At 40.7% G+C, this 13577-nt stretch carries 8 protein-coding genes; all 8 read right to left on the bottom strand.

Annotation, left to right across the window (positions count from 1 at the left end):
* Positions 1-24: 24 nt before the first annotated feature.
* The 8 genes from rpsJ to rpoB all read right to left on the bottom strand — a co-directional run bounded on the left by rpsJ (position 25) and on the right by rpoB (position 13267).
* Positions 25-333 (bottom strand): 30S ribosomal protein S10, encoded by a 309-nt coding sequence (gene rpsJ, locus V7659_RS09270; RefSeq protein WP_026565521.1) that lies wholly within the window; start codon positions 331-333, stop codon positions 25-27.
* 820 nt (positions 334-1153) lie between these two features.
* Complete coding sequence (gene tuf, locus V7659_RS09265; RefSeq protein ID WP_283876959.1) at positions 1154-2341, bottom strand: elongation factor Tu; 1188 nt, start codon at positions 2339-2341, stop codon at positions 1154-1156.
* A gap of 131 nt (positions 2342-2472) precedes the next feature.
* Complete coding sequence (gene fusA / locus V7659_RS09260) at positions 2473-4554, bottom strand: elongation factor G (protein ID WP_335539620.1); 2082 nt, start codon at positions 4552-4554, stop codon at positions 2473-2475.
* A gap of 48 nt (positions 4555-4602) precedes the next feature.
* A complete protein-coding gene (gene rpsG, locus V7659_RS09255; protein WP_218350784.1) occupies positions 4603-5073 on the bottom strand; it encodes a 30S ribosomal protein S7 in 471 nt (156 codons plus the stop codon).
* Positions 5074-5114: 41 nt separating this feature from the next.
* The gene (gene rpsL, locus V7659_RS09250; protein ID WP_026565517.1) at positions 5115-5537 is read right to left on the bottom strand and encodes a 30S ribosomal protein S12; all 423 of its coding nucleotides are present in this window, start codon (positions 5535-5537) and stop codon (positions 5115-5117) included.
* A 102-nt stretch (positions 5538-5639) separates the two neighbouring features.
* On the bottom strand, positions 5640-5888 hold the full coding sequence (locus tag V7659_RS09245; RefSeq protein ID WP_335539619.1) for a 50S ribosomal protein L7ae-like protein: 249 nt from the start codon (positions 5886-5888) through the stop codon (positions 5640-5642).
* Between the two features lie 135 nt (positions 5889-6023).
* A complete protein-coding gene (gene rpoC / locus V7659_RS09240; RefSeq protein ID WP_335539617.1) occupies positions 6024-9623 on the bottom strand; it encodes a DNA-directed RNA polymerase subunit beta' in 3600 nt (1199 codons plus the stop codon).
* Positions 9624-9709: 86 nt separating this feature from the next.
* Positions 9710-13267: a DNA-directed RNA polymerase subunit beta gene (rpoB, locus tag V7659_RS09235; protein WP_335539616.1), complete on the bottom strand. Its 3558-nt coding sequence runs from the start codon at positions 13265-13267 to the stop codon at positions 9710-9712.
* Between the last annotated feature and the right edge of the window lie 310 nt (positions 13268-13577).

Below are 13577 nucleotides of genomic sequence, written 5' to 3'. Positions count from 1 at the left end.
TAATTTATTTGTGATTTATTTTGATTAAAGTTTAATTTCAATATCAACACCAGATGGTAAGTCTAAACGCATTAACGCATCAACAGTTTGTGGAGTTGGGTTAACGATGTCGATTAGACGCTTATGTGTCCGTTGTTCGAATTGCTCACGTGAATCTTTGTACTTATGAACCGCACGAAGAATTGTGTAAACAGTTTTTTCAGTTGGCAACGGAATCGGACCAGAAACTGCCGCACCAGAACGTTTTGCTGTTTCAACGATTTTTTCAGCAGATTGATCAAGGATTCTGTGATCATACGCTTTTAAACGGATACGAATTTTTTGTTTTGCCATTATTTTCCCTCCTTTATTCGCCTATTTTTGAAATAGACATTCTCAGTGAAAATTTCCCTCACACACTCGCCATGGCAAAGCGGCCGGGTGTGTCAGCAACCTTTCACATCATCGCAGTCAAAGACCAACATTGTCTATTATACATAAAACATAAAGCAAACGCAACACTTATTACAATTTTTTTCTTTATGTTTCTGTTTCGAACACTTTTCCTATTATAGCGGCTGATATACACTTTTTCAACAGTTATTATCAATCTCCAGAAATATCCTAAATACATATGATGAAAATTGTATTGGCCGTTGACGAGCTAACGTTTAAAACTATTTATATATAGAAGAAACTCGGATTTTTCTTAATTTTATAAACAGGTTTTTGTTTGTTTCATGTTTGAATTCAGTTTTTAAACTCATTAGGATTTTGTTCCAAGTATTTAAGAGTTAAGTTCAGCTTTATAGGATCTTCTTATTGACCTTAACAGAGTTTTCTTTGCCGGTACAAGCCTCATAAACAGTTCTTATTGACCTCGTCTGTGATTTTAAATTCGATAGAGGCTTTATAAACCCTACTCATTAACCTCATCTGTAATTTTTCAGCCACACCAGGCTTTATAAACACTTTTTTTTCATCACTAGGTTATTTTAATATGAAATGTGTTTTATCTATCGCAATATTCAATATAATGTGCTTGTTGTTGAAATTGAATAATATCTGTCATATGAATAATTCCAAATACAAAAAAAGCAGATGGATCGTCATCCATCTGCTTTCATATCTTTGATCAATATCCACTCAGCACCAAAGGAGCTGCAGTTTCAAATTACTCAGTGATTGTAGTGATTGAACCTGAACCTACTGTACGTCCACCTTCACGAATAGAGAACTTAGTTCCTTCTTCGATCGCGATTGGAGCGATAAGTTCAACAGTCATTTCGATGTGGTCGCCAGGCATAACCATTTCAGTACCTTCTGGTAACATACAAATACCAGTGATATCAGAAGTACGGAAATAGAATTGTGGACGGTAGTTAGAGAAGAATGGTGTGTGACGTCCACCTTCTTCTTTTGATAACACGTAAACTTGTGCTTTGAACTTTGTGTGTGGAGTGATTGACTTTGGTTTAGCCAATACTTGACCACGTTCGATATCTTCACGAGCTACACCACGAAGAAGGGCACCGATATTGTCTCCTGCTTCAGCGAAGTCAAGAAGCTTACGGAACATTTCTACACCTGTTACAGTAGTAGATTTTGGCTCTTCAGTGAAACCAACGATTTCAACTACGTCACCAACTTTAACTACACCACGCTCAACACGTCCTGTAGCAACTGTTCCACGACCAGTGATTGAGAATACATCCTCAACAGGCATCATGAATGGCTTATCAGTGTCACGAGTTGGAGTTGGGATGAACTCATCAACAGCGTTCATAAGTTCAAAGATTTTTTCTTCCCAAGCAGCGTCGCCTTCTAATGCTTTAAGAGCAGAACCTTTGATAACTGGAGTGTCATCGCCAGGGAAATCGTATTCAGATAATAGATCACGAATTTCCATTTCTACTAATTCAAGAAGCTCTTCGTCGTCAACCATATCACACTTGTTCATGAATACAACAAGGTAAGGTACGCCTACCTGACGAGAAAGAAGGATGTGCTCACGAGTTTGTGGCATTGGGCCATCAGTTGCAGATACTACAAGGATACCGCCGTCCATTTGCGCAGCACCAGTGATCATGTTTTTAACATAGTCAGCGTGTCCTGGGCAGTCAACGTGTGCATAGTGACGGTTATCAGTTTCATACTCAACGTGTGCAGTAGAGATTGTGATACCACGTTCTTTTTCTTCTGGTGCACCATCGATTTGATCGTATGCACGAGCTTCTGCTTTACCAGATTTAGCAAGTACAGAAGTGATTGCAGCTGTTAAAGTTGTTTTACCATGGTCAACGTGTCCGATTGTACCAATGTTAACGTGTGGCTTTGAACGGTCGAATTTAGCTTTACCCATTAGGAAATCCTCCTCTAAATTATAAAAATTTAATTATTATTATTTTATGTAAGCCGTGAGTAAGGTTGTCCCAAACCCACGACTTCCACTTCTTACATAGTAGTTATACTTTAACAAAGGATGAAAATCAATTATTCACCTTTATTTTTTTTGATGATTTCTTCAGAAACTGATTTTGGTACTTCTTCATAGTGATCAAAGTGCATGGAGAATACTCCACGTCCTTGAGTGCTAGAACGAAGTGCAGTTGCATAACCAAACATTTCTGAAAGTGGAACCATTGAACGAACTACCTGTGCATTACCACGTGCCTCCATACCTTCAACACGACCACGGCGAGCAGTGATTTGTCCCATGATATCTCCAAGATATTCTTCTGGGATAACTACTTCTACTCTCATCATCGGTTCAAGGATAACAGGACTACACTTAGAAGCAGCATTTTTAAGTGCCATAGATGCAGCAATTTTAAACGCCATTTCAGAGGAGTCAACATCATGGTATGATCCGTCAAATAGTCTTGCTTTAATATCAACTAGTGGATATCCAGCAAGAACACCACGTTGTAGAGCATCTTCTAGACCAGCTTGAACTGGAGCGATGTATTCACGAGGAACAACACCACCGACAATACCGTTTTCGAATTCGAATCCTTTACCTTCTTCGTTAGGAGAGAATTCGATCCAAACGTGTCCGTATTGTCCACGACCACCAGATTGACGTGCGAATTTACCTTCAACTTGTGCAGATGCACGGAAAGTTTCGCGGTACGCAACCTGAGGGGCACCTACATTAGCTTCAACTTTAAATTCACGACGCATACGGTCAACGATGATATCAAGGTGAAGTTCACCCATACCAGCGATGATAACCTGTCCAGTTTCCTGGTCAGTGTGTGCACGGAAAGTTGGATCTTCTTCTTGAAGCTTTTGTAGTGCAGTTGTCATCTTGTCTTGGTCTGCTTTCGATTTTGGTTCAACTGAAAGTTGAATTACTGGTTCTGGGAATTGCATAGACTCTAAGATAACAAGGTTTTTCTCGTCACATAGAGTATCACCAGTAGTTGTATCTTTCAAACCTACAGCAGCAGCAATGTCACCGGCATAAACCTTAGAGATCTCTTGACGGCTGTTTGCATGCATTTGCAGGATACGTCCGATACGCTCACGCTTGCCTTTTGTAGAGTTTTGGACATATGATCCAGACTCTAGAGTACCAGAGTAAACGCGGAAGAACGTTAATTTACCAACATAAGGGTCAGTCATAACTTTAAATGCAAGAGCAGAGAATGGCTCTTCATCGCTTGAATGACGCTCAATAACTTCTTCTTCATCATCAATAGCATGACCTTTGATTGCAGGTACATCTAATGGAGATGGAAGATAGTCAATAACAGCATCCAACATTAACTGAACACCTTTGTTTTTAAATGCAGATCCACAGATAACTGGGAAGAATTCAACATTAACAGTACCTTTACGAATTGCTGCTTTAAGCTCTTCTTTAGTGATTTCTTCTCCACCAAGGTATTTTTCCATTAATTCTTCATCTAACTCAGCAACTGCTTCAACTAACTTTTCACGGTATTCTTCAGCTTGAGCCATGTATTCTTCTGGAATCTCACGAACTTCGATATCAGTTCCTAAGTCATTTCCGTAAAATACTGCATTCATTTCGACTAGGTCAATGATTGCTTCAAACTGATCTTCAGCACCGATTGGTAACTGAATTGGGTGTGCATTTGCTTGAAGACGGTCATGGATTGTTCCTACAGAATATAAGAAGTCAGCTCCAATTTTGTCCATCTTGTTTACGAATACAACACGTGGTACACCGTAAGTTGTTGCTTGGCGCCATACAGTTTCAGTTTGAGGCTCAACACCAGATTGAGCATCAAGTACAGCTACTGCACCATCAAGTACACGTAATGAACGTTCAACTTCAACTGTGAAGTCTACATGTCCTGGTGTATCAATGATGTTTACACGATGGCCATGCCATTGTGCAGTCGTTGCAGCGGAAGTGATCGTGATTCCGCGTTCTTGTTCTTGTTCCATCCAGTCCATCTGTGACGCACCTTCATGTGTTTCACCAATCTTATGGATACGACCAGTGTAATAAAGGACACGCTCAGTGGTAGTCGTTTTACCGGCATCAATGTGAGCCATGATACCGATATTACGAGTATTTGCTAAGGAGAACTCTCTTGCCATTGGGTCTTTCTCCTTCCTAGTTTGAAAGTTTTTATATTGAAGGTTAGATTACCAACGATAGTGAGCAAACGCTTTGTTTGCTTCAGCCATTTTGTGTGTATCTTCACGCTTTTTAACAGATGCACCAGTGTTGTTAGCTGCATCCATGATTTCGTTAGCTAAACGCTCTTCCATTGTCTTTTCTCCACGGTTACGTGAATAGTTCACTAACCAACGAAGACCAAGAGTTGAACGGCGGTCAGGACGCACCTCAACTGGTACTTGGTAGTTCGCACCACCTACACGGCGTGCTCTTACTTCAAGTACAGGCATGATGTTCTTTAATGCTGCTTCGAAAACTTCCATTGGCTCTTTGCCAGTACGTTCACGAATTAAATCAAATGCAGAATAAAGAATTGCTTGTGATTTACCTCTTTTACCGTCAACCATCATTTTGTTGATTAAACGAGTAACTAATTTTGAATTGTAAAGTGGATCTGGTAACACGTCTCTCTTTGCTACAGGACCTTTACGTGGCATATTTTTTCCTCCTTTCAAAGAAGCTTCTATTTAAGTTGTAATTATTTCTTAGCTGCTTTTGGTCTCTTAGTACCGTATTTAGAACGACCTTGCATACGGTTATTAACACCAGCAGTATCAAGCGCTCCACGTACGATGTGATAACGTACCCCTGGTAAGTCTTTTACACGTCCTCCACGAATAAGAACAACACTGTGCTCTTGAAGGTTGTGTCCAATACCAGGAATGTATGCTGTCACCTCGATACCATTTGTCAAACGTACACGAGCATATTTACGTAACGCTGAGTTTGGTTTCTTTGGAGTCATTGTACCAACACGAGTACATACACCGCGTTTTTGTGGTGAAGATACATTTGTTTGTGATTTTTTGAAGCTGTTATAACCTTTGTTAAGTGCTGGTGATTTTGACTTTTCCTCTTTAGATTGACGAGGTTTACGCACTAATTGGTTAATAGTAGGCATTTATGTTTCCTCCCTTCATTATTTGTAAGCCCACACATCCAGGTGGTTCATTTTTTTGCAAAAACAAAGTTTTTGCAGACTTTCTATCTACAAAAACAGCTTTTAGCGGATAATTGCAACAGTTGAAGCACCAACTTCAATCCCACATGCTTTCCCGAGTTTTTTCATCGAGTCCACATAAAGGATAGGAACATTTATTTCAAGAGCTTCACCAACAACTTTTGACGTTAACTTTGGATCAGCGTCGCTAGCAATGATTAACTCTCTCACATTACCTTCTTTAAGTGCCTTTACTGCTTGTTTTGTTCCTATAACGAACTTTTGTGCCTGTAATACTTTTTCATAAGACATCGTTCATATCCTCCAAAGTATCAGGTGAATAGGAGCACCTTTGATATAGTACCATCTTAATAAAAGGATGTCAACACGACTTTTAATATTTTCTTAAAATAAGGAATCTGCTAGTTAGCAGATCCCTTACTTTTATTAATCAATTGTTACTGTTTCTTCTGAAGTTGTATCACGAAGGACAGGCTCAGCTTTGCGGTAACGCTGCATTCCTGTTCCAGCTGGTACAAGCTTACCAATGATAACATTTTCTTTTAAGCCAAGTAATTCATCGCGTTTGCCTTTAATTGCAGCATCTGTAAGAACCCTTGTGGTTTCTTGGAAGGATGCAGCAGATAGGAATGAATCAGTTTCAAGCGACGCTTTTGTAATACCAAGTAATACCGGACGTCCTGTTGCAGGCATTTTTCCTGCTAACAATGCCCTTTCGTTCGCATCAGTAAACTGGTGAATATCCAGAAGTGTACCTGGTAGTACATCTGTTTCACCCGCATCACCCACACGTACTTTACGCAGCATTTGACGAACCATTACTTCCACGTGCTTATCGCCAATTTCTACCCCTTGCATACGATAAACCTTTTGAACTTCACGCAATAAGTACTCTTGGACAGAAGTAACGTCTTTAACTCTAATTAATTCTTTCGGATCAATAGAACCTTCCGTTAATTCTTCTCCGCGAGCTACATTATCATTAATAGCTACTTTCAGACGGGCAGTATATGGTGCATTGTAAGTTCTAGATTCAACTTCACCTTGAACAACGATTTCATGCTGGCGGTCACGGCCTTCGTTAATACCAACGACAACCCCATCAATTTCAGAAATAACCGCTTGACCTTTAGGGTTACGCGCTTCAAAAATTTCCTGGATACGTGGTAAACCTTGTGTAATATCGTCTCCGGCAACCCCACCAGTATGGAATGTACGCATCGTTAACTGTGTACCAGGCTCACCGATAGATTGGGCAGCAATAATACCAACTGCTTCACCAACTTCAACCTCTTGACCTGTTGCCAGATTTCGACCATAACATTTTTTACAAACACCATGACGAGTGTTACATGTAAACGCAGAACGGATTTTTACAGTTTCAATGCCAGCATTCACAATTGCTTCTGCCAAATCTTCTGTAATTAAACCATTTTCAGGAACGAAAACTTCTCCTGTTTCAGGATGTTTAATCGCCTTACGTGCATATCGGCCAATCAAACGTTCGTCTAATCCTTCAATGATTTCAGTGCCGTCTTTAAGGGCGCTTATTGTGAAGCCGCGGTCTGTGCCACAATCGTCTTCACGGACAATAACATCCTGGGCAACGTCAACAAGTCGACGTGTTAAGTAACCAGAGTCAGCCGTCTTAAGCGCTGTATCAGCCAGACCTTTACGGGCACCGTGTGTCGAGATAAAGTACTCTAATACCGTTAACCCCTCACGGAAACTTGATTTAATTGGTAACTCAATGATACGTCCAGCCGGGTTGGCCATCAGACCACGCATACCAGCAAGCTGCGTAAAGTTAGATGCGTTACCACGGGCTCCGGAATCACTCATCATAAAGATTGGATTCGATTTATTCAACGATTGCATTAGTTTACCTTGAATGGTATCTTTTGCAGCACTCCAGATAGCAATTACGCGGTCGTAACGCTCATCTTCGGTAATTAGACCACGTCTGAATTGCTTCATAACGCTATCTACTTTACCCTGTGCCTCATGAAGAATTTCCTGCTTCTCAGGAAGTACGACAATGTCAGCAACACCAACAGTAAGACCTGCTTTGGTTGAATGTCTAAATCCTAAATCCTTCATGCGGTCAAGCATTTTAGACGTTTCCGTAATCTTGAAACGTTTGAACACTTCAGCAATGACATTTCCAAGGATTTTCTTTTTAAACGGATCAATCAATGGCATCGACTGAATTTTCGCCTTAATATCTTCGCCTTTTTCAACGAAATATTTTACAGGTGTTTCAACTTCTAGATTCTGTCTAGTCGGTTCATTAATGTATGGGAATGATTTCGGCAGAATTTCATTGAAAATAAGCTTACCAACTGTAGTAATTAATAGCTTATTATTTTGTTCTTCTGTGAAAGTTTCATTTCCTAATGAGCCTGCATGCACAGCTACACGTGTATGCAAATGAACATAGCCATTTTGATACGCGAGAATTGCTTCACTTGTATCTTTAAAGATCATACCCTCGCCGACTGCGCCTTCTCTTTCAAGAGTCAAGTAATAGTTACCTAAAACCATGTCTTGGGAAGGAGTAACAACTGGCTTACCATCTTTAGGGTTTAAGATATTTTGTGCAGCAAGCATTAATAGCCTTGCTTCTGCTTGTGCTTCTGATGATAACGGTACGTGAACCGCCATTTGGTCACCGTCAAAATCGGCATTGTATGCAGTACATACAAGTGGATGCAGACGGATGGCCCTGCCTTCAACTAGAGTTGGTTCAAATGCTTGAATCCCTAGTCTATGAAGTGTAGGGGCACGGTTTAATAATACTGGATGTTCTTTAATGACATCTTCGAGTACATCCCAAACATCTGGAGATACTCTTTCTATTTTGCGTTTTGCAGATTTAATGTTATGTGCTAACCCTTTTTCAACTAATTCCTTCATAACGAAAGGTTTAAATAGTTCTAGTGCCATTTCTTTCGGAAGTCCGCATTGGAACATTTTCAAGTTTGGCCCTACAACAATAACCGAACGCCCTGAATAGTCAACACGCTTACCAAGCAAGTTTTGACGGAAACGTCCTTGTTTACCTTTTAACATATGAGAAAGTGATTTCAACGGACGGTTACCCGGTCCAGTAACAGGACGTCCACGGCGGCCGTTATCAATCAAGGCATCAACAGCTTCTTGAAGCATCCGTTTTTCATTCTGAACAATAATGCTTGGTGCACCTAAATCTAATAAACGTTTTAAGCGGTTATTACGGTTAATAACACGGCGGTATAAATCATTTAAGTCAGATGTTGCAAATCTCCCGCCATCCAATTGTACCATTGGACGAAGTTCTGGAGGGATAACAGGAAGAACATCAAGAATCATCCAAGAAGGCTCATTTCCAGAACCACGGAATGCTTCTAACACTTCAAGGCGTTTGATCGCACGTGTACGACGCTGACCTTGTGCGCTTTTTAATTCCTCTTTTAAACTGTCTACTTCCTTGTCTAAATCGATATCGAAAAGAAGTTTTTTAATTGCCTCTGCACCCATGGCAGCTTGGAATTTGTTTCCGTACTTTTCACGATATGCACGATATTCCTTTTCAGATAATAGCTGTTTCTTATCAAGAGCTGTATCTCCTGATTCCGTTACAACATAGGAAGCAAAGTAAATAATCTCCTCCAAAGCTCTTGGAGACATGTCTAATACAAGACCCATCCGGCTTGGAATTCCTTTAAAGTACCATATATGTGAAACTGGCGCAGCAAGCTCAATATGCCCCATACGTTCACGACGAACTTTTGCTCGTGTGACTTCCACACCACAGCGATCACAAACGACACCTTTATAACGGACACGCTTATACTTTCCGCAATGACATTCCCAATCCTTGGTTGGACCAAAAATACGTTCGCAGAATAAGCCGTCCTTTTCAGGCTTTAATGTACGATAGTTAATCGTTTCTGGTTTTTTGACTTCTCCGAAGGACCATGAACGGATTTTATCCGGTGAAGCAAGACCAATCTTCATAAACTCAAAATTATTAACATCCAGCAAGGGGCCTACCTCCCTTTTGATATCCAGGTTTTACCCTTATCCCGTACAAAAGCGGGAGCGCTATGTGCGCTCCTACTTATAAATAATTACTCTTTAGAACCGACTTTTTCTGATTCAAATGCTTGTTCAGGAACAATGTTTAATGTATCGACTTGTTGTAAGTCATCGTCATCTTCCGTATCACGCATTTCAATTTCTTTTTCGTCACCTGAAAGAATTTTTACATCCATTCCTAGACTCTGAAGTTCTTTAATTAATACTTTAAATGATTCTGGAACACCTGGTTCCGGAACATTTTCACCTTTGACAATCGCTTCGTACGTTTTCACACGACCAACCACGTCATCGGATTTAACCGTAAGAATTTCTTGAAGTGTGTATGCTGCACCGTATGCTTCAAGTGCCCAAACCTCCATCTCACCAAAGCGCTGACCACCGAATTGAGCTTTACCGCCTAGTGGCTGCTGCGTAACTAATGAGTAAGGTCCAGTTGAACGGGCATGGAGTTTATCATCAACCATGTGTGCAAGTTTAATCATATACATGACACCAACAGAGACACGGTTATCAAATGGTTCCCCAGAACGGCCATCATAAAGGACAGTTTTCGCATCACGAGCCATCCCTGCTTCTTCAATGGTTCCCCAAACATCTTCTTCACGCGCTCCGTCAAATACTGGAGACGCAACATGAATGCCTAGGTAACGTGCTGCCATTCCAAGATGGAGTTCCAGCACCTGTCCAATGTTCATCCGTGATGGTACCCCTAGTGGATTTAACATGATATCGACTGGTGTGCCGTCTGGTAAAAACGGCATATCTTCTTCCGGCAAAATTCTTGAGATAACCCCTTTGTTACCGTGACGTCCCGCCATTTTATCACCTTCTGAAATCTTACGTTTCTGAACGATGTAAACACGGACAAGTTGATTCACACCTGGTGGCAGTTCATCGCCATCTTCACGATTAAAGACTTTAACATCAAGGACAATCCCGCCGCCGCCATGTGGCACACGAAGAGAAGTATCACGGACTTCACGAGCCTTTTCACCGAAGATTGCATGTAAAAGACGTTCTTCTGCTGTTAATTCTGTAACCCCTTTTGGTGTTACTTTACCAACTAACAAGTCACCATCTTTAACTTCGGCACCAGTACGAATGATACCGCGCTCATCCAAGTTACGAAGAGCATCTTCTCCGACGTTTGGAATATCACGTGTAATTTCTTCTGGCCCTAGTTTGGTATCACGAGACTCTGACTCATATTCTTCAATATGAATCGATGTGTATACATCGTCTTTTACAAGACGTTGATTCATAATAATCGCATCTTCATAGTTATAACCATCCCATGTCATAAAGGCAACAAGGACGTTTCGGCCTAGTGCTAATTCTCCCAATTCCATTGATGGACCGTCAGCAAGAATTTCGCCTTTGGTTACACGGTTACCCACTGCAACAATCGGACGTTGGTTATAACATGTACCTTGGTTAGAACGGATGAATTTTAACATGCGGTATTTATCAAGATTTCCTTTTACCTCTTGACCGTCAACCACATTAATACGACGCACCCATACCTCACGTGCTTCCACGTGTTCAACAATACCCTCGTGCTTACAGATCACCGCTGCACCTGAGTCTTTACCAGATACATATTCCATACCTGTTCCAACACGAGGGGCTTCTGGCTGCATAAGCGGTACGGCTTGACGCTGCATGTTCGCACCCATTAGGGCACGGTTGGAGTCATCATTTTCAAGGAACGGAATACATGCTGTTGCCGCAGACACTACTTGCTTTGGTGATACATCCATATAGTCAATGCGTTCACGTTTAACAACTGTGTTCTCACCACGGAAACGAGCAACAACTTCATCATCTAAGAAGGAACCGTCATCATCTAAACGAGAGTTCGCTTGGGCTACTACGTAGTTATCTTCTTCGTCAGCTGTTAAGTAATCAATCCGAGCAGTAACCTTACCAGTATCAGGGTCAACCCTCCGGTATGGTGTTTCGATAAAGCCAAATCGGTTAACTTTCGCATATGATGAAAGCGAGTTAATCAAACCAATGTTTGGACCTTCAGGTGTTTCAATCGGACACATCCTGCCATAGTGGGAGTAGTGAACGTCACGAACTTCCATTCCAGCACGTTCACGCGTTAAACCACCAGGTCCTAATGCAGAGAGACGACGCTTGTGCGTTAATTCAGCAAGCGGGTTGGTTTGGTCCATGAACTGTGATAATTGCGAGCTGCCAAAGAACTCTTTAATAGACGCAATAACTGGACGAATGTTGATCAATTGCTGTGGTGTGATCGTTGCTGTGTCTTGAATTGACATTCTTTCACGAACAACACGCTCCATACGGGATAACCCGATCCGGAATTGATTCTGAAGCAATTCTCCAACAGAACGAAGACGTCTGTTCCCTAAGTGATCGATATCATCCGTGTCACCGACACCATGCAATAAATTAAAGAAATAGCTAATCGATGCAATGATATCAGCCGGTGTAATATTTTTAATTGGTTCTGCCACATAGGCATTACCTAAGACATTAATTACTTTTTCACTTTCATCACCAGGAGCATAAATCTTAATATCCTGAAGTGTGATCTCGTCTTCTACAACTCCGCCATACGGATTAAAGCCTTTGAAATTAATATTCTTTTCAAGAGCAGGGATAATTCTATCAAGGTTTCTTCTATCGAGAATTAATCCTTTTTCGGCAATAATTTCACCTGTTTCAGGATCCGCAAGGGACTCTGCTAAGCGTTGATTGAATAAACGATTTTTAATATGAAGCTTTTTATTAATTTTATAGCGGCCTACATTAGCAAGGTCATAGCGTTTAGGGTCAAAGAAACGCGACACTAATAAGCTCTTTGCATTTTCAACGGTAGGTGGTTCACCAGGACGCAGACGCTCATAAATTTCTAAAAGGGCCTTTTCGACACCTTCCGTATTGTCTTTCTCAAGTGTATTACGGATGTATTCGTTATCCCCAATCAATTCAATGATTTCTTGATCAGAGCCGAAACCAAGTGCACGCAAAAGAACCGTAACGGGCAGTTTCCGAGTACGATCTATTCTCACATAAACGACATCTTTAGCATCTGTTTCATATTCGAGCCAAGCGCCGCGGTTCGGAATGACGGTAGCTGAAAAGCCCCTCTTTCCATTTTTATCGAACTTCCCACTATAGTAAACACTCGGAGAGCGCACTAATTGTGAAACGATAACACGTTCTGCCCCATTAATGACAAACGTACCTGTTTCAGTCATAAGTGGAAAATCACCCATAAATACATCTTGATCTTTTACTTCACCTGTTTCTTTGTTTACAAGACGTACTTTTACACGCAAAGGAGCAGAATATGTAACGTCCCGTTCTTTTGATTCCTCTACTGAATACTTTGGATCGCCAAGACTGTAATCAATAAATTCTAGTGATAGGTTACCAGTAAAGTCCTCGATTGGTGAAATATCCTGGAACATTTCACGCAAACCCTCATCAAGAAACCATTGATAAGAAGAGGTTTGGATTTCAATAAGATTTGGTAATTCTAAAACTTCACTGATTCGTGCGTAACTTCTTCGTTGGCGGTGTCGTCCATACTGAACTAGTTGACCTGTCAACTGATTCACCCCTCAAATCATGCGTTATTATATGTGTAAAAAGTATTTCTGTCTTTCAAATGTCAGTAAAGAAATACTTTTACAAGACAAAAGAAAAAAGGGTTTCTAAAATAAGAAAACCACATCCAAAAACAAATACCGATTTTATTAGTTTTCCCAAGTATGCATAATTTATACAAAATAGTTGTTTTTTAAGCCTATCAAGCAAAATATACACATTGGCATTTTATAATGTTAACACAGCTAGGAAACTGCGTCAAACTTTTTTAGCTTTGATAATATAGTAGCCCTTTTTTTTCATAACGACCGT

This window comes from Neobacillus drentensis (genome assembly GCF_036966985.1).
Classification (GTDB): Bacteria; Bacillota; Bacilli; order Bacillales; family Cytobacillaceae; genus Neobacillus; species Neobacillus drentensis_E.
Note: the sequence above shows the minus strand (reverse complement) of the source record. Positions and strands in the feature narration are given on the sequence as shown.